16 protein-coding genes are annotated in these 17,256 nt (G+C 63.2%); 14 read left to right on the forward strand and 2 right to left on the reverse strand.

The genetic code is table 11. The features are described from left to right. Positions 1-6 precede the first annotated feature (6 nt). From kdpC to OUZ49_RS00690, 6 genes are all read left to right on the forward strand, one after another. The gene (gene kdpC / locus OUZ49_RS00665) at positions 7-576 is read left to right on the forward strand and encodes a potassium-transporting ATPase subunit KdpC (RefSeq protein WP_266147964.1); all 570 of its coding nucleotides are present in this window, start codon (positions 7-9) and stop codon (positions 574-576) included. 40 nt (positions 577-616) lie between these two features. Then, positions 617-3,283, forward strand: a complete 2,667-nt coding sequence (locus tag OUZ49_RS00670; protein WP_266147965.1) for a sensor histidine kinase — start codon at positions 617-619, stop codon at positions 3,281-3,283. Further along, entirely contained in the window at positions 3,283-3,990 is a 708-nt protein-coding gene (locus OUZ49_RS00675; protein WP_266148614.1) for a response regulator, read from the forward strand. Before OUZ49_RS00670 ends, OUZ49_RS00675 begins: the two co-directional genes overlap by 1 nt. Before the next feature lie 239 nt (positions 3,991-4,229). After that, on the forward strand, positions 4,230-4,787 hold the full coding sequence (gene ssb, locus OUZ49_RS00680) for a single-stranded DNA-binding protein (protein ID WP_266147967.1): 558 nt from the start codon (positions 4,230-4,232) through the stop codon (positions 4,785-4,787). A gap of 339 nt (positions 4,788-5,126) precedes the next feature. After that, positions 5,127-6,527 carry a hypothetical protein gene (locus OUZ49_RS00685; protein ID WP_266147968.1) on the forward strand — a complete coding sequence of 467 codons (1,401 nt, stop codon included), beginning with the start codon at positions 5,127-5,129 and terminating at the stop codon, positions 6,525-6,527. 43 nt (positions 6,528-6,570) lie between these two features. Then, complete coding sequence (locus tag OUZ49_RS00690; protein ID WP_266147969.1) at positions 6,571-7,194, forward strand: c-type cytochrome; 624 nt, start codon at positions 6,571-6,573, stop codon at positions 7,192-7,194. Positions 7,195-7,273: 79 nt separating this feature from the next. On the opposite strand, the gene OUZ49_RS00695 is transcribed toward OUZ49_RS00690, so the two are convergent. Beyond that, positions 7,274-8,095 (reverse strand): universal stress protein, encoded by an 822-nt coding sequence (locus tag OUZ49_RS00695; protein ID WP_266147970.1) that lies wholly within the window; start codon positions 8,093-8,095, stop codon positions 7,274-7,276. Positions 8,096-8,202: 107 nt separating this feature from the next. On the opposite strand from OUZ49_RS00695, the gene OUZ49_RS00700 reads away from it, so the two are divergent. The 4 genes from OUZ49_RS00700 to OUZ49_RS00715 all read left to right on the forward strand — a co-directional run bounded on the left by OUZ49_RS00700 (position 8,203) and on the right by OUZ49_RS00715 (position 10,974). Continuing rightward, on the forward strand, positions 8,203-9,105 hold the full coding sequence (locus tag OUZ49_RS00700; protein ID WP_266147971.1) for a cyclic nucleotide-binding domain-containing protein: 903 nt from the start codon (positions 8,203-8,205) through the stop codon (positions 9,103-9,105). 126 nt (positions 9,106-9,231) lie between these two features. Continuing rightward, the gene (locus tag OUZ49_RS00705; protein WP_266147973.1) at positions 9,232-9,798 is read left to right on the forward strand and encodes a GNAT family N-acetyltransferase; all 567 of its coding nucleotides are present in this window, start codon (positions 9,232-9,234) and stop codon (positions 9,796-9,798) included. A 146-nt stretch (positions 9,799-9,944) separates the two neighbouring features. Beyond that, positions 9,945-10,640 carry a CBS domain-containing protein gene (locus tag OUZ49_RS00710; protein WP_266147974.1) on the forward strand — a complete coding sequence of 232 codons (696 nt, stop codon included), beginning with the start codon at positions 9,945-9,947 and terminating at the stop codon, positions 10,638-10,640. A 79-nt stretch (positions 10,641-10,719) separates the two neighbouring features. Then, positions 10,720-10,974, forward strand: a complete 255-nt coding sequence (locus OUZ49_RS00715; protein WP_266147975.1) for a DUF6868 family protein — start codon at positions 10,720-10,722, stop codon at positions 10,972-10,974. 114 nt (positions 10,975-11,088) lie between these two features. Here OUZ49_RS00715 and OUZ49_RS00720 read toward each other — a convergent pair whose 3' ends face one another. Further along, a complete protein-coding gene (locus OUZ49_RS00720) occupies positions 11,089-11,760 on the reverse strand; it encodes a glutathione S-transferase family protein (RefSeq protein ID WP_266147976.1) in 672 nt (223 codons plus the stop codon). Positions 11,761-11,952: 192 nt separating this feature from the next. On the opposite strand from OUZ49_RS00720, the gene bla reads away from it, so the two are divergent. The 4 genes from bla (at position 11,953) to OUZ49_RS00740 (ending at position 17,253) form a co-directional block, all read left to right on the forward strand. Then, complete coding sequence (gene bla, locus OUZ49_RS00725) at positions 11,953-12,978, forward strand: class A beta-lactamase (protein ID WP_266147977.1); 1,026 nt, start codon at positions 11,953-11,955, stop codon at positions 12,976-12,978. Positions 12,979-13,229: 251 nt separating this feature from the next. Beyond that, positions 13,230-14,420 carry an alpha/beta fold hydrolase gene (locus OUZ49_RS00730; RefSeq protein ID WP_266147979.1) on the forward strand — a complete coding sequence of 397 codons (1,191 nt, stop codon included), beginning with the start codon at positions 13,230-13,232 and terminating at the stop codon, positions 14,418-14,420. A 257-nt stretch (positions 14,421-14,677) separates the two neighbouring features. After that, complete coding sequence (locus OUZ49_RS00735) at positions 14,678-15,790, forward strand: hypothetical protein (protein WP_266147980.1); 1,113 nt, start codon at positions 14,678-14,680, stop codon at positions 15,788-15,790. A gap of 221 nt (positions 15,791-16,011) precedes the next feature. Beyond that, positions 16,012-17,253 carry a molybdopterin-dependent oxidoreductase gene (locus tag OUZ49_RS00740; RefSeq protein ID WP_266147982.1) on the forward strand — a complete coding sequence of 414 codons (1,242 nt, stop codon included), beginning with the start codon at positions 16,012-16,014 and terminating at the stop codon, positions 17,251-17,253. Positions 17,254-17,256: the final 3 nt, after the last annotated feature.

The raw sequence follows: 17,256 nt of genomic DNA on the forward strand, positions 1-17,256 counted from the left end.
CATGATATGAGCAGGCTCTTGCGCAATGCGGTGGGGATGTTGCTGCTGATGACGGTGATCACCGGCATCGCCTATCCGCTGGTGGTTACCGGACTGGCCCAGGTGCTGTTCCCGTCGCAGGCGAACGGCAGCCTGATCGTGAAAGACGGCAGGCCGATCGGCTCCACGCTGATCGGCCAGTCCTTCACCGAACCGAAGTACTTCTGGGGGCGCCCGTCGGCAACCACGCCACAGGCCAACAACGGCACGGCGTCCAACGGTTCCAACTTGGGCCCGACCAACCCCGCGCTTACCGATGCGGTGAAACAACGGATCGATGCGCTGCGCGCCGCCGATCCGGGCAACACCGCGCCGGTGCCAGTGGACCTGGTCACCGCCTCGGGCAGCGGTCTCGATCCGGAGATCTCGCCAGCGGCCGCGGCCTATCAGGTGGCGCGGGTGGCCAGGGCGCGCGGGTTGAGCGATGCGCAGGTGCAGGCGCTGGTGACCATGGCCACCAGCGGCCGCCAGTTCGGTATGCTCGGCGAGCCTCGGGTGAATGTGTTGAAGCTCAATCTGGCCCTGGATGGCCATTGAGTCATAACGTAGCCGCCGATCACTGAGATACTGGGACAGCATGTCCGAACCTTCCCGCGAAGCACGCGCCGACGCCTTGCTTGATTCCGTCCAGGAAGAGCGCAGCCGTCGCCTGAAGATCTTCCTGGGCGCGGCCCCGGGCGTCGGCAAGACGTTTGCCATGCTCTCGGCCGCACGCGAGCTGAAGCGGCAAGGCGTGGATGTGGTGATCGGTTTGGTCGAAACCCACGGCCGTCCGGAAACCTCGGCACTGCTCGAAGGACTGGAGCAGCTGCCACGGCGGCCGGTGACGTATCGCGGGCGCGACTTCACCGAGTTCGACCTCGACGCCGCCTTGCAGCGGCGCCCCGAAGTGATCCTGGTCGACGAGCTGGCGCATAGCAACTTGCCCGGCGGGCGTCATGAGCGTCGCTGGCAGGACATCGCCGAGCTGCTGGATGCCGGTATCGAGGTCTACACCGCGCTGAATGTGCAGCATCTGGAAAGCCTCAACGACCAGGTGCGGCGCATTACCAATGTCACCGTGCGCGAAACGGTGCCGGATGCCTTCCTCGATCAGGCACGCGATATCGTGCTGGTCGACCTGCCTCCGCGCGAGCTGATCCAGCGGCTCAAGCAGGGCAAGGTCTATGTGCCGGAAACAGCGGCCGCGGCGCTCGATGCGTTCTTCTCGCCGACCAACCTGGTCGCGCTGCGCGAGCTGGCGGTGGACACGGTGGCCGGCCATGTCGACAGCGATCTGCGCGAGCACATGCTGGCGCGGGGTGGTGCCATGCCGGTACGTCGCCGCGTGCTCGCCGCCATCGACGGCCATTCGCAAAGCGAGTACCTGGTGCGGATCGCGCGGCGGATTGCCGAGCGGCGCGGTGCGCCGTGGAGCGTCGCTTTTGTCGACACCGGCGCCACGCTCGACAAGGCGCGACGGGAGCGGCTGGATGCTGCCATGCGCCTGGCCCGCCGTCTCGGTGGCGACACCGTGGTCCTGCGCGGTCACGCGATCGCCGACGAATTGATTGCCCATGCCGATCGCGAGGGCATTGGCCAGATCATTCTCGGCCGCACGCGCGAGCGGTTGCTGGCGCGCATGCTTGGGCGATCACTGACCCAGCTGCTATTGCGTCGCGGCGCGCATCTCGAGCTCACCATCATCGCCACGCCGACTGAGCGCGCGAAATCGCGCCTGCGCTTGCGCATGCCGGGCGGACGCGGGCGTCGGGATGAGTACATTTACGCCACGCTGGCCACCCTGGTTGCGTTTGCGTTGTCGTTCGTTGCGGACCGATATCTTTCCGTTGCCAACCTCTCGCTGATCTTCCTCACCGCCGTGCTGGTGGTGGCGGTGCGCACGCGCATGGCGGTGGCCGTATACACGGCAATCTTATGTTTCCTTGGTTACAACTTCTTCTTTGCGCCGCCGCGCTACACCCTGGCCATTGCCAACTTCGACGATGTGCTGGCGGTCTGCTTGTTCCTGGTGGCGGCGCTGGTTTGCAGCCGGCTGGCAACGCAGCTGGCCAGCCAGGTGGAGTCGATGCGCGCGGCGCATGCGCATGCGCGTGCCCTGCTGGCGTTGGGCCAGCGGCTGTCCACCAGTACCGATGCTGCGGGCATCCGCGCCGTGGGGGCGGCCGCCCTGGCGCATGCCCTTCGTTGCGACACCGCCATCCTGGCGCGCGATGCCGGCCAGGTGCTTCGCGTGGTGGCATCGTCGCCGCGCGACTTCCCGCTGCTTACACAGGATCTGGCCGCGTCCGGCTGGAGCGAGCAACACGCCGAGCAGGCGGGTCGCTATACCGACACGCTCAATGCGGCGCCTTGCTGGGTGTTGCCGCTTGGCAACGAGGACAACCGGCTGGGCGTGGCCGCCTTGCGCTTCCCGCCTGAGCTGGGTGAGCCCTCGCCTGATCAGCGCAGCCTCGCGCTGGCGATGGTGCAGGACATCGGCCAGGCGCTGCAGCGCGCGCGGCTTGCCGAGGAGCTGGAAGGGGCGCGCGTACAAGGCGAGACCGAGCGCTTGCGCAATGCGCTGCTGTCTTCGGTATCGCACGACCTGCGCTCACCGCTCGCGTCGATGATCGGCTCCGCCGGCACACTCGCCAGTTACGGAGACCAGCTGCCGCCGGGCGAACGCCACGAGCTGCTCGAGGCCATCCTCGGCGAAGGGCAGCGGCTGGACCGCTATATCCAGAATCTGCTCGACATGACCAAGCTGGGCCACGGCACGCTCAAGCTCAATCGCGACTGGACTGATGTGGCCGAAATCGTGGCTGCGTCCACCACGCGGCTGCGCAAGCTGTTCCCGGACCTGAAGCTGGTGACCGAACTGCCACCGGGCACGCTCTTGCTCTATGTGCACCCGGCGCTGATCGAGCAGGCCCTGTTCAATATCCTGGAAAACGCGGCACGCTTTTCGCCGCCGGGTGAGCCGGTGCGGGTGGTGGCGCGCTCGAAAGGCGAGCAGTTGCAAATTGATGTCATCGACCGCGGGCCAGGTATTCCCGAGGACGAACGGGCGCTCATCTTCGACATGTTCTATTCGGTGTCGCGTGGCGATCGGGCGAAACAGGGCACGGGACTTGGCCTCGCCATCTGCCGCGGCATGATCGGCGCCCATGGCGGCAGCGTAGAGGCCTTGCCCGGCGAGGGCACAGGCACCACCATTCGCATCACCTTGCCCTTGCCGCCGCCGCCCGAACAACCCGGATAATCCCAGCCCCCATGACTGCTGCCATTCCCTGCGTGCTGGTGATCGATGACGAGGCGCAGATCCGCAAGTTCCTCGATATCGGCCTGCGTGCCGAAGGCTACGAGGTGCTGTTGGCGGCCAATGGCGCTGAAGGCCTGGCGCTTGCGGCAACACGCTCTCCCGACCTGGTCATCCTGGATATCGGCTTGCCGGATCGCGAAGGGCACGATGTGCTTGCCGAGCTGCGGCAATGGAGTCACGTGCCGGTCCTGATGTTGTCGGTGCGCGATACGGAAAACGAAAAGGTGAAGGCGCTCGACGCGGGCGCCAACGACTACGTCACCAAGCCGTTCGGCATCCAGGAACTGATGGCGCGGCTGCGCGCCCTGTTGCGCGCCCGTCCGGGCGAGCCGGAGGCGCCGCAGCGCTATGACGATGGTCAGCTGGTGATCGATCTGGCGCGCCGTGAAGTCATGCTGGATGGGACCTTGCTCGCGCTTACCCGCAAGGAGTACGCCGTACTCACCACCCTGGTGCGCCATGCCGGCCGCGTGGTGACCCAGCAGCAACTGTTGCGCGATATCTGGGGCGCCACCCATACCCACGACAGCCACTACCTGCGCATCGTGGTCGGCAAGCTGCGCCAGAAGCTGGGCGACGATCCGGCCACCCCGCGCTGGCTGAAGACCGAACCCGGCGTGGGCTACCGCTTTATCAGCGGGGTCTGAGCGGCCATCCGCTGATCCGTCAGTCGCAATCCTTGAGAGTCGCCAGTGGTCTGATTCCGCGACGTTTTTCGTCCGGCCCGGACAATAGGGTAGGGCACTGAACCGACAGACTCACGAGCACGGGGCCCAGGTCAATCCCTGTACTCGGCGGGTGGCACGGTTATGATAGCCACCAGTTCAACCATCCCGGTGCTGACTGCCCCAGAACGCAGCGCCGGCTTCAAGAGGAAACGAAACCCATGGCACGTGGCATCAACAAGGTCATCATCGTCGGCAATCTCGGCGCCGACCCGGAAACCCGCTACACCGGCAACGGCACGGCGATTACCAGCATCCGCATCGCTACTTCCGAGAACTGGACCGACAAGCAGAGCGGCGAAAAGCAGGAGCGCACCGAGTGGCACCGCGTCAAGCTGTTCGGCCGCCTGGCGGAGATCGCCGGCGAGTACCTGAAGAAGGGTCGCCAGGTGTATATCGAGGGTTCGCTGCGCACCGACAAGTACACCGACAAGGACGGCGTTGAGCGCTTCAGCACCGACATCATCGCCGCGGAAATGCAGATGCTCGGCGGCGGCTCCGAAGGTGCCGGCGCGGGTGGTGGCGGTGGCGGCGGTTATCGCGAGCGCCCGCAGGGCGGCGGCGGTGGCCAGCAGCGCCAGGCTGCTGGTGGCGGTGGCGGCTACGGTGGTGGCCAGTCGCGCGGTGGTGGCGACAACTACGGCGGCCAGCAGCAGCGCCAGCAGTCCGCGCCGCCGGTGCAGAACAACAGCTTCGACGACGACGATATTCCGTTTTAATGCTTGCCACCTAGGCACATTGTCGCGTTTGTCAAAAAGGCCATGATTTTCATGGCCTTTTTTAATGCTTGAGAAGGGGCGCGGTTGGGACGCCGGAAGATATGAAGTAGACCAGGTGACCGTCGTTGGCTATGCGAGGCACGGACTGAAGACTGCCGCGAGACTTGGAGTGCGACGCCAGTCCAGTCATTCGAGAGCCTGCGCCTCATGCCCTCCTTCTCTGGGCTTGCCCTGCCATCGGATTTTTCCTACTTAACCTCAAGTTGATCTCGGTCAAGATTCAGTGGTGCTCGTGGGCACAACCTGTCTGCCAATAGGGGTAGATGGGGAAGCATCTAAATGCGTCATGGCTTGGCTTCGGTGTCTCGCGGCGGATGGATCGCTGGTCTCGGCTTGTTGGCCTGGCTCGGCTTCATCGGCGCCGCACACGCCTTGCCCGCTTATGCAAGGCAGACCGGGCAGGCGTGCGTTGCCTGCCACGTGAGCTTTCCCGAGCTGACGCCCTATGGCCGCATGTTCAAGCTCAGCGGCTACACGATCGGCAAGCGGCAGGATCTCCCCTTGGCCACGATGGCGCAGTTCGGCGTCACCAGCGTGAAAAACAACAGGGACGACCAAGGCCAGAAGATCGTACCCAAGACCAATCAGCCGGTGCTCTCCGCCGCCAGCGTATTCGCGGCGGGCAAGATCACCGACAACATCGGTGGCTGGATCCAATGGACGTACAACAACCTCGCCACTGACAGCGCGGGTGGCACGGTAGGCCATAGCGGTATCGACAACACGGATCTGCGTGTCGTCGGCCGCTCGGAGAATACGGACCAGACCGATATGCGCTGGCTCTACGGCTTCACCATCCACAACAATCCCACCGTGCAGGATGTGTGGAACAGCACGCCAGCGTTTGGGTTTCCCTTTACCGTTCCGCCCAATGGCATTGCCGCAGCGGCAGCCACCCTGCTTGATGGTGCGCTGGCTCAGCAGGTTGCCGGTACCGGTGGTTATGTCTACTGGAATCGCAGCGTGTACGTGGAGCTGACCGGTTACCAGACCGCTGACGGCTTCTTCTCCCCACTACGCGCGGGACAGGACATCCACACTGCGGGTGGCGTGCATCGCCTAAGTGGCGTGAATCCGTACTGGCGCGTGGCCTATAACCGCGAATGGGGATCCAACTCGTTGATGGTTGGCACTTATGGCGCAAAGTTCCGGCTGTATCCCGACAACACGATGCCGTTCACCCCGACCGACAGCTACACCGATATCGCTGTCGACGCACAGTTCCAGCACATCAGCGACCCGCACACCTATACGTTCCAGTTCACGCGGATCCGCGAGAAGCAGGACTATCGCGCCAGCTACCCCGCCACCCTGGCCGGATCGCCCATAGGTGTCGGCCCCACGCCGGCGAACGCCGACGACACGCTGACCACCGACAAATTCAAGGCCACCTACTACTTCGAGCGAAAGTACGGCGCAACGCTGGCCCTGTTTCGAACACATGGCACGACCGACCCGGGCTTGTATGGGCCGGGCTCGGTGGGAGGGAGCGCCAACGGCAGTCCAGATACTGACGGCTATATCGTCGAATTGGACTACCTGCCGTTGCAGAACCTGCGCCTGATGCTGCAGTACTACGGCTACACCAAGTTCAACGGGGCACGCAGCAACTACGATGGTTCGGGTCGCCCGGCAGGCGACAACAATACGTTGTTCGTGAATGTGTGGCTGGTGTACTGACATGCATGGCACATCAACCGCGAAGCGCAGCCGAGGACACCTCATGACCCGCGTCAAAAGCCGTTGCAGGTGGATAAGCGCCTTGCTGCTATGCGTGGTTGCCACAGCGGCTGGCGCGCAATCGACCATCGCCAGCGATGATGTGGCCATCAAGTTGGCGAGCCAGGTTTGTTCGAGTTGCCATGGCCCCGGCGGTAACAGTATTTCGCCCACTTTCCCCAAGCTGGCCGGTCAGCAGCAGGCCTACCTCGTCGCACAGATCCAGGCCTTCAAGAGCGGTGGACGTGGCGAACAGGAGGCACACGACTACATGCTTGGCATGACCACCTTGATCGACGACGCCACCGCGGCAGCGTTGGCGCGCTACTTTGCCAGGCAGCCTCCTCCGCCTGGGGTCAGCACGGATCCCGCACTGATGGCGGCGGGGCGGAAATTGTTCACTCAAGGCGTCGCCGATCGCGTCGTGCCTTGCGCCAACTGTCACGGCGACCGGGCGCAGGGTAACGGCATCTTTCCGCGCCTGGCAGGGCAGCATGCACCGTACATCGTGCGCCAGCTCAAGGTGATCCAGGGCAATCTGCGCAACTCCCCCGTCATGCACGGCATCATCAAAGATCTCACGCCGGAAGAAATGAATGAGGTCGCGGCATATCTGCAGTCGCTATAGCGATCCTCTGCACCGGCCCAGGGAAACCCATGCCTGGCTCGGTGCATGCCACCGGCAGGTGGCCCATTGCCCCCTGCATTCAATGCGCCAGGAATAGTGGCTGGCGCGTATGCTCCAGAAGCCAGCGAGTAGCGCCTCCCAGCAACAGCTCGCTCATCCGTGATCGACCCCACGCGCCCATCACCAGAAGATCGGCCTGCCGCGCCGTCGCTTCGGCTTGCAGGTTTCGGCCGGCGTCGTGCCGGCCCTTGAACGCATGCCAGTGCGCGTGTACGCCATGACGCGCCAACCACGCACGAAGAGGTGGGCATGGCGGACTAATGCCCGGAAGCCCGTCCAGCGCACCGTCGAGCACATGTACTTCGGCCGCATGCATCAACAAGGGCAGCGCGGCCTTGATGGCGCGAGCCGCTTCCCCGCTGCCGTTCCACGCAATCATCACGCGCTGTGCTTGCAGTGTCTCCTGCCAGGTGTCCGGCACCAACAGCATGGGGGCCCGGTCGGCGAACAATACGCGCGCCAGTTCCCCAGCCCCGCCAATGACGGTGTGGGCACGGGTGGACCATCGGCCGATGACAAAATCGGCCAATTGAGCACGTTTGGCCAGGGAGGCAATATAGGGTCCGCAAATGACCTCCCAGTCACCGACCGTGCCCGCTTTCGAGCACAGGTCGAGCCACCATGTGCGGCGCCCGAGCGCGTCCTGCTCTTCAGCGTCGAGCAGCATGCTGGCGTCGGCCACGCCGATGAGGGACGGGTTGACTGCCACGATCTGCAAGCCCGTCAGAAAGGCATGCTCGCGCCTGGCCAGTTCCAGGGCGCCCCGCAACAGGGAGGAATCGTCGTTGGCGCCATCGACGTTGAGAATGATATCCAGCACGGCCGCGTTCTCGATCTGCAAGGCAGTTTTATCTTGCGTTTTTGACCGGACGGCACAATTGACCGTGGTCAAACAGAATCAAAACGGCAGCTGATGCGGCCAGCCGGCAGCCGTCCAAACGGATCATCATGGGGTCTCGCGCACGGAGTGGCCTGGTAGGCGGCGAGACCTGCCTGGCGATGTCGGGCGGCGCGTGGCATGGTGCTATTGTTTGCGCAGCCCACCAGCAGATGGGCTACCACCCACGGCGCAGTACGGTGACCCTGATGGAATGCGGTGCTGTCGTTCTCGATCTGAATCAGTTGCGACGCAGTTGCGGCTCATGCGCCCTGCATGAACTGTGTCTGCCCGCCGGTATCGACAGCGCTGACCTGGAACGGCTGGATGCGGCCGTGCGTGACAAGCGCAAGCTTGCTCGTGGCGGTGCCTTGTTCCGCCAGGGAGACGCCTTCCATGCGCTTTACGTGGTGCGTTCCGGATCGCTCAAGACCTTCGTGGAAAGTCCCGCTGGCGACGTGCAGGTACTGGGATTTCATCTGCCAGGAGAGATCGTGGGCGTCGATGCCCTCACCAACGATCACCATCTCTGTGGCGCTGAAGCGTTGGAGCAAACCAGTATCTGTGAATTGCCCTACGTGCAGCTCCAGCAAGTGGTGCAGGAGGTGCCATCGTTGTATCGACAGCTGATGCGGGTGATCAGTCGCGAAGTGGTTGCCGAACAGCGCCACCTGATCATGATGGGCAAGCAGCAAGCCCAGGAGCGGCTGGCCATCTTTCTTCACAGTCTCGCCGATCGCTATGGTCGATTGTCGCGTGATACGAGCACCTTGACCTTGCCAATGTCACGTTATGACATCGCCAACTATCTCGGCCTGGTGGTGGAAACGGTCAGCCGCCTGTTCGGCCGGATGGAGGACGCAGGCATCCTGGCCGTGAACCGCAAAACGATCCGCATCCTGCGGCCGGACCTGCTGGCCGACCTCTGTGGTCAAGGGCTTGGCCGCCTGCCTCACGGCACCGAAGTGGCTTGAGGCCCAACCTCGTTATTTATTGACCCCGGTCAAGTCGGGCCGCTGGGCACGGCGTACAAGGAAGGCGAACGCCTTCGCTGGCCCCTGCCCAACGCACGCTAAAGCGTGACTACCGGAGGTCACCTCATGAGTACGCCCTTCACCAGGCACCCCGCCGAAGGAGCGGATGTCCCGCGACTGGCAGGCGAGCATTGGATCGAAACGCTGAACGATGGTAGTCACGTCCTGATCAGGCCGATTCGACCGGAAGACCGAGCCCTCGAGAGCGAATTTATCGAACGCCTGTCGGCGGAATCCAAACGCTTCCGCTTTTTGGGCGAAATGCGCGACGTCAGTCCCGCGCTGCTCGATCAATGGGTCAACGTGGATTATCGGACGGACATGGCATTTGTGGCGCTGGTGCACGACAACGGCGTGCTGCGTGAAGTGGGGGTGAGTCGTTACAGCGCGTCGGGTGACAACCAGCACTGCGAATGCGCCGTGACAGTCGCTGACGACTGGCGGCACCGTGGCCTGGGCGTCCTGTTGATGCGTCACCTGATCGATGTGGCACGCCGCAACGGCTTCCATCAGATGTTCTCGATGGATGCCGCATGCAACGAAGCCATGCGCGATCTGGCCAGCTACCTGGGGTTCGACCGAAAGCGCGATCCAAGGGATGCCGCGCAGGTCATCCATACCCTCGAGCTGTGATGGCTGCCCTCAGGCCGACGATTGAATATGGTCAAGTGAGCAGCGGAATCCGCGGCGGCCAAAGCATGCATCGCTCGTCCACCGAGGGCATGCAAGCCACGCTAAGCGGGCGGCCATCCCCGAACCGACCAACGGAGGCGGGTGTCATGAAAGTGAGCGATGCGATGACCTACGAAGTGCGGACCGCCCTTGTCACGGACCCAGTGTCATTAGCCATGCGCATCATGCTGGGGGCCAGGGTGAGCGGGCTTCCAGTCGTTGATGGCCAGGGGGCCCTGGTGGGCATCGTGACCGAGGGCGACCTGCTGCGCCGGGCGGAGCTTGGCACTGAGCGGCGGCGGCCGCGGTGGCTGGAAATCATTCTAGGCCCTCGACGTCTGGCGCGGGAATATGTGGAGACGCACAGCCGACGGGTCGGGGATCTGATGACGACCAGGGTCCTGACCACCGAAGAGTCGGCGCCGCTGGCCGATGCCGTGGCTCTGGTGGAGAAGCACCATCTCAAGCGTCTGCCCGTGATGCGCCAGGGACGGCTGATCGGCATGCTTAGCCGTGCAGACCTGATGCGCGCCTTCCTGAGTACGCTTCCCAGGGATCAGGCCGTAACCGATGTGCCGGATGCCGATATCCGGCAACAGATCGATCAGGAGATGCTCAGGCATCCATGGATCACCCGTTCTGCCATTCAGATCACGGTGCAACAGGGCGTGGTTGATCTCAACGGCGTCGTCACAAATGAGGTCATGCACGATGCGCTGCGTGTACTCGTCGAAAATGTCCCCGGCGTTGCATGCGTCAACGACAAGCTAAGCACGATTGAGCCGACGACGGGATATATCTAGCATGGCCTGGATGTCGGCGCCGACTGGGCCCCTGGCAGGTATCCTTCGATCGGGTGGCTGGACGTGTTGGAGAGGCGCAATGAGCACAACGTTGATCAAGGACATGCTGCTCTGGTCAATAGGCCTGAATTACGCAGTTCTGCTGCTCTGGGCAGGCACGTTCGTCTTTGCCCGGGGCTGGATGTACAGGATGCATGGCCGTTGGTTCAAGCTTTCTGACGAGACCTTTGACGCTATTCATTACGCAGGCCTCGCCGTTTATAAAATAGGAATACTCCTGTTCGTCCTGATGCCATGGCTTGCGCTCTACCTGGCGGATTCGATCCGCCATTGATCGACGCGAAGATGGCGCACGGCCATGCTGGAAGCAGTGGGGATGTCGCATTGCTCTTGCCCCGAAGGCCCCATGGCCGATGGCGTTGGCGGGCCGGTGGACGGCGATGGGCTTTCAGCTCAGCAAGGCATAGGGGCCGCCGCGTTCGAGCGCGCGCTGATAGGCGGGCCGCTGATGAATGCGTTCGAGAAAGGCTGCGATATGCGGATAGCTTGCCTGGTCGCGATCGCGTGCGCTGGCCGCTTCCAGTGGAAAACTCATCTGGATGTCGGCCGCGCTGAATGCATCGCCCACGAACCAGCCCGTTCTGGCTAGCGATTCATTGATATACGAAAGATGCAGTTTCAACTGTGGATCGACGAAGCCGGCTTGCAGTGAGCTGGCGATCTTGCGCGCAATCGGCTTGGCGAAGAAGGGCATGGGCGCGCGAGCGATGCGTGACGCCACCAGCTTCAGCAATAGCGGCGGCATCGCCGACCCTTCCGCGTAATGCAGCCAGTAGCTGTAGCGCAGCCGTTCGGGTGTGCCGGTTGCGGGAGCGAGATGGCCGTCACCGTAGCGCTCGATCAGATACTCGATGATCGCGCCGGATTCGGCGATGACCAGGCCGTCATCCTCGACGACCGGCGACTTGCCGAGTGGATGGATCGCGCGCAGTTCGGGCGGCGCAAGCATGGTCTTCTTGTCGCGCTGGTAGCGTCGGATCTCGTACGGCACCCCGAGTTCCTCCAGCAGCCATAGTACGCGCTGGGAGCGGGAGTTGTTCAAGTGGTGGACGATGAGCATGGGGGCGCCAGCCAAAGGTGGTAAGCACATCGTACCGGTGTCTGGCTGCTGCCGGTATTGGCCTGGTAGCTATATCAGTGTTGCTGTTGGTGGACGCCCGCGCCACCCTTACAGCCAGATACGAGCCATAAGCTTGCCATTTCGATGTGCAAACTGCTCTGCTGATCATCCAGGACTGCAAGGACGTATTCGATGAAAATGACGAGAGTTCGTACACCGGCCGTCGCCGCACTGCTGTTCAATCTTGCGCTTGCCTGCTCGCCGCCATCTGCCGCAGCTGCTGAGACGGCTTCACCGGCCGCGGCCCAAGCCGACCTCCAGCACACACTGGAATCGTTGGCGGAACGGGCCCGTCCCGGACTGCTCGGGATTGCCGTGCTGGATCTGCAGAGTGGCAACGCATGGCGGGTCAACGCAGACCATGCGTTTCCGATGATGAGCATGTTCAAAGCCCCGGTCGCCGCCGCGGTGCTGTCCCGCATCGAGCGCGGCGAGCTGTCGCTGGGGCAGCAAGTCACCATCAAGCGCGCCGACGTCTTGCCCGGTTCCGCCGTGCCTTCGATCGGCGCGAAGTTCCAGGGCGAGGAAATGACGTTTACGGTCGACCAGCTGCTCACCGCAGCGGTCAGCGAAAGCGACAACACGGCCGTGGACGCCTTGATCCGGGTGGTTGGCGGCCCGCAGGTTGTCACTGCGTTCCTGCATGCGCATGGCGTCGACGGCATGCGCGTGGACCTGGACGAGGCCGGAGTGGGCCGTATGTTCCGCGCCCTTGCGCCGGGAGAGACGGTGCCCACCAACGAGTCGGCACAAGCCGAGCACGCGCGGCACCAGCGTGGATTCCAGGCTTTCATGGCCGATCCCCGCAACCGCAGCACGCCTGACGCCGCCGTCACCTTCCTGCGCAAGCTTTGGCGCAACGAGTTGTTGTCGCCGGCCTCGACGCAACACTTGTTGCGCCTGATGTATGCCCAGACCATTCCCAACCGTCTCCGGGCGGGCTTGCCCAAGGATGTTCGTTTCGCGGACAAGACCGGCACGTCCGGAACGCTGGATGGCGAAGTCGGGGCCTATAACGATATGGGCATAATGACCTGGCCCAACGGCCACACCGTGATCGTCGCCGCCTTGCTCAGCGGGTCGCGCGCCACCGACGCCGAACGTGATGCGTTGTTTGCCGAACTGGGCCGACGCATCGCCGCGGCGTTCCAGCACTGAACCGTGCTCGCTGGCGCCCATGCCCGGACGTCCGTGGCATTGTCCGCGGACGCCGATGCCGAACGGTCGGGCACCGGTAAGCGGTTGAAATGACGCGATTCCGCCGAGGCTGATGCGCTGGCACGCGGCTTGCTGTGACGTGGGGTAAGGGCGCCGAATTCCGGAGTGGACACAGGCGCCGGCCACGCCCTGCGGTCGTCGCGCTTGATGACTTCAGTGGCTCGAGACAAATTCAAATGGGGAGAGTTACCTTGGCAAAGTTTCGCAATGCCGTTTTTTTCGCACTGACCTTGGTTGCCGGCACCGCGGCGGTCGACGCATCGTCCGAGGCGATCGCTGCCGAAGTTGCCCATGATGCGGCAGCGCCGGTCCAGGCCAAGACGTTGATGATGTCGCGTGACGAGGTCACCCGGATTCTCGACAGCAATCGCAAGATCGTCTCGCCGCAAGGCATCGACGAAAGGATCAAGCTGCACATCGGTGGCATCGATCAATGGGTGACGATTCGCGGCAAGGACCGGCGCAACCCGATCCTGTTGTTCCTGCATGGAGGCCCGGCCTCTACGGCCATGCCGGAGGCATATACCTTCCAGACGCCCTGGGAGGATTACTTCACCGTGGTGCAGTGGGACCAGCGCGGCGCCGGCAAGACCTACCGCGCCAATAGCGAAGAGGCGATGGCGCCCGGCATGACTGTGGAGGGCCAGGTCAATGATGCGGCAGAGCTGGTCCAGTATCTGCGTCAGCACTATGGCAAGGAAAAGATCTTCCTGCTCGGACATTCCTGGGGTTCGGTGCTGGGCGTGCATCTGGCGCAGCAGCACCCGGACTGGTTCTACGCCTATATCTCGGTAGGGCAGGTGGTGAACGGGCGCCGCAATGAAGAAGTGGGTTACGCCTTCGCCCTGCAGCAGGCGAAAGCGCAGGGCAACGAGGAGGCCGTGCGCGAACTGCAGGCGCTCGCACCCTATCCCGGCACCAAGTTGACGCTGGACCGCGTCGGCATGCGCAGCAAATGGGAGATGTACTACGGTGGCCTCGCCTATGGCCGCAAGGACTATCAGTTCGAAGACGATGTGGAGAAGCTCTCGCCCGACTACAGCCAGCAAGACCTCGACGCCATCGGCAAGGGCAGCCTGTTTTCGCTGGACCACCTGCTGCCATCGCTGCTCGCCGTCGACTTCGATCACACGACGCATTTCGAGTGCCCGGTGATCGTGTACGTGGGGCAGCACGACTACACCACGGCACACGAACTGGCCGAGCAATGGTTCGAGCATATCCAGGCGCCGTCGAAGCGATTGGTCTCGTTCGCCGACTCGGCCCATATGATGATGCAGGAACAATCCGGCCGCTTTCTGGTGCATCTGGTCAACGATGCCTTGCCGTTGGCGCAGAAGTCGGGAGATGCGGCCCCAGCGGAAGTGGTACGCGACCGCTAAGCCCGCGTCGAAGCTGGCGCGCGCACTCTGCGCGCGCCAGCCGACACGCTGCCGACCAGGGGGCTTACTCGCGACGGGCATCGCAGACCTGCTTGCGACCGCGCTTGGACCAGTCTCATCAAGCATGACGAAGAGTTCACTTGCTGTTCTCCCGAAACAACGCACACTTGAAGGGCTTAACTACGGGAATAGCAGTGCAGCACCGTTTCAGTCACAAAAGTTCATTTCGTCTTGCAGGTAGGCATGGCTCGTGTCTCTTGCTGCTGGTCGCCTGCATCGGTCCGATCTTTGCGGCCCAGGGCCAGGGCGTCGCTGCTCGTTCACCTGCGGATGTCGCATCAGGACAGGGCACCGAGCCGCTGTCCATCCAAGTCAACGATGATCGGATGACGCTCGCGCTTACCCGCGTTCCTCAGGTGTATCTCTACGGCAGCATCGACGCTGACGCGCCGCGCCGTTTTGAAGGCATGATGAAGTCGCGCAAGATCCCCCCAGGCTCCGATATCTATCTGAATTCGCCGGGTGGTGATTTGAATGCCGGGCTGGCCCTGGGACGGTTGTTTCGATCCGGCTCGATGGTGACGCATCTTGGGGCGCCGAGAAAGAAGTTGCGCTCCGGCGCGGGGCCCAGGGACTCCTTGTGCGTCGGCGCTTGCACCTATGCGTACTTTGGCGGGCTCTATCGATGGGCGGTGACAGGTAACGACCGCATCGGGCTGAACACGTTCAACACGGCAAGTACGAAAAGTGGCGAGGCGGGAACGCCACCGCAGGTACCGGGCGAAGTGGCTTCGTATTTGAAGGAGATGGGCATCGACCAGGACGCGTTGATGCAGGCGCCAATGACGTCGAACGATAGAATCATGTGGTTCGCTCCGGAGCACATGCTTGCCTCGGGACTTGCCAATAACGGGCGCCTGCCGCCGACCTCGAAATATCTCCCGTCCGCAGGAGGCTCGTATCTCGAGCTCAGCCAAATCGCTCGCGACGGCGAGCATAAGATCACCTTCCAGTGCCGACCCGATGGACTCACGCTTAGCTCCTCCTTCAAAGTAGGTCTGGATCGCGCCAGGCAACTCGCAGCGCGGGGCGCCGGAGCCTACTTTCAGGTCGACGACCTGGAGATGTTGCCGGAACAACGTGCCAGCGTGGATGACGGCAACCAATCGCTGGTGATCGATCGCCCGTTCCCCATGGGAGGGCTGGCGCGTCTGTTGACGGCGACTTCCATGGGGGCCTGGATCAGTGACCGGAATGGCGCCGTCCGTTATGGCTTCACCTTCGAACTTGATCCGGTAAGGAATGAGCTCAAGGCCTATTACGCGAGCTGCAAGCAGGTTGCCGAGCGCGCGAGATCGCCTAAGCCCTGAGCGCACGGGTGTCCGAAGGTTCTCGGGGGGGCATCGCCAGCACCAATGCGAAGACCCGCACACCGCGGCCGCGAATGACCCAGCCGCGTCGGTGCCGCCCAAGGAAGGGAATGGTTTCCCGGTCTGGTGATCCCGGCGCTACAATCGAAGCATCGGTTGGCTGAGCACCCTGCGGCACTGCGTTGCGCGCAGCATACGGATGGCACTACGAGGGCACCGACATGAGCAACGAGCTGGGTCCCATGTCGTCATCGCGTCGCCGCTTCCTGCAGACGGCGGGGCTGTTCGGATCCGTGGGGCTACTTGGCACGGGCACGGCGTTGGCCGGTTCGGCCACGTCCATCCGCTTGCCGTTTGCCAACGGCGATCGTGACCTCACCAACGAGTTCCCGCAGAAGGGCCAGATGATCCTGCTGCGCGGACGGCCTCCGTTATTGGAGACGCCGTTCGACGTGTTCGACCACGGCGTCTTCACGCCGAACAATCGCTTTTATGTACGTTGGCACCTGGCCTCCATCCCTACGGATGTGGATGCGGCGGCGTTTCGTTTGAACGTCCATGGGCAGGTCGGCAAGAACCTGTCGCTGAGCCTGCATCAGCTCATGACCGAGTTCGAGCCGGTCGAGCTGGCGGCGGTGAATCAGTGCTCCGGCAATTCGCGAGGGCATTTCAATCCGCGCGTGCCGGGCGGCCAGTGGGACAACGGTGCGATGGGCTGCGCGCGATGGACCGGTGTACGGCTCAAGGATGTGCTGGATCGAGCGGGTGTCAATGCTGGCGCCGTACAAGTGCGCTTCAACGGCCTGGATAGCGGCTTGATCCCCGCGACGCCGGACTTCATGAAGTCGCTGGATATCGAGCATGCGCGCGATGGCGAGGTGCTCATCGCCTATGGCATGGATGGCGAACAGCTGCCCTTGTTGAATGGCTTTCCGACGCGGCTGGTCGTGCCGGGTTGGTATGCCACTTACTGGGTCAAGATGCTCAATGACATCGAGGTGCTCGACAAGACCGATGACAACTATTGGATGGCCAAGGCCTATCTGATTCCCGACACGCCACATGCGGATGTCGCACCTGGCCAGAGCGGGTTCAAGAGTGTGCCGATCAATCGCATGCTGCCGCGATCCTTCTTCACCAACCTCCGCGACGGGTCTCGCGTTCTTGCTGGCCATGCGGTTTCGCTGCGCGGCATCGCGTTTGGCGGCGACACCGGCGTCGCCAAGGTCCTGTGGTCTGGCGATGGCGGCGCACACTGGCAAGAGGCGAAGTTGGAGCAGGACTTCGGCAAGTACAGCTTCCGCCGCTGGAACGCGCAGTACACGCCGCGCACGAAGGGCGAGGACGTGCTGATGGTCAAGGCGATCAATAGCAACGGGGTTGAGCAGCCCATGACGCCGAACTGGAATGCAGGCGGCTTCATGCGCAACGTCGTCGAGTCGATCAAGCTGACGGTGGGGTGAGGA

This window comes from Dyella halodurans (genome assembly GCF_026283925.1).
GTDB lineage: Bacteria > Pseudomonadota > Gammaproteobacteria > Xanthomonadales > Rhodanobacteraceae > Dyella > Dyella halodurans.

What these genes read in the sequence shown, in the direction of transcription:
- kdpC (WP_266147964.1), top strand. Translation starts at nt 7, where the DNA reads ATGAGCAGGCTCTTGCGCAATGCGGTGGGGATGTTGCTGCTGATGACG.
- OUZ49_RS00670 (WP_266147965.1), top strand. Translation starts at nt 617, where the DNA reads ATGTCCGAACCTTCCCGCGAAGCACGCGCCGACGCCTTGCTTGATTCC.
- ssb (WP_266147967.1), top strand. Translation starts at nt 4,230, where the DNA reads ATGGCACGTGGCATCAACAAGGTCATCATCGTCGGCAATCTCGGCGCC.
- OUZ49_RS00685 (WP_266147968.1), top strand. Translation starts at nt 5,127, where the DNA reads ATGCGTCATGGCTTGGCTTCGGTGTCTCGCGGCGGATGGATCGCTGGT.
- OUZ49_RS00690 (WP_266147969.1), top strand. Translation starts at nt 6,571, where the DNA reads ATGACCCGCGTCAAAAGCCGTTGCAGGTGGATAAGCGCCTTGCTGCTA.
- OUZ49_RS00700 (WP_266147971.1), top strand. Translation starts at nt 8,203, where the DNA reads ATGGGGTCTCGCGCACGGAGTGGCCTGGTAGGCGGCGAGACCTGCCTG.
- OUZ49_RS00705 (WP_266147973.1), top strand. Translation starts at nt 9,232, where the DNA reads ATGAGTACGCCCTTCACCAGGCACCCCGCCGAAGGAGCGGATGTCCCG.
- OUZ49_RS00710 (WP_266147974.1), top strand. Translation starts at nt 9,945, where the DNA reads ATGAAAGTGAGCGATGCGATGACCTACGAAGTGCGGACCGCCCTTGTC.
- OUZ49_RS00715 (WP_266147975.1), top strand. Translation starts at nt 10,720, where the DNA reads ATGAGCACAACGTTGATCAAGGACATGCTGCTCTGGTCAATAGGCCTG.
- OUZ49_RS00720 (WP_266147976.1), bottom strand. Translation starts at nt 11,760, where the DNA reads ATGCTCATCGTCCACCACTTGAACAACTCCCGCTCCCAGCGCGTACTA.
- bla (WP_266147977.1), top strand. Translation starts at nt 11,953, where the DNA reads ATGAAAATGACGAGAGTTCGTACACCGGCCGTCGCCGCACTGCTGTTC.
- OUZ49_RS00740 (WP_266147982.1), top strand. Translation starts at nt 16,012, where the DNA reads ATGAGCAACGAGCTGGGTCCCATGTCGTCATCGCGTCGCCGCTTCCTG.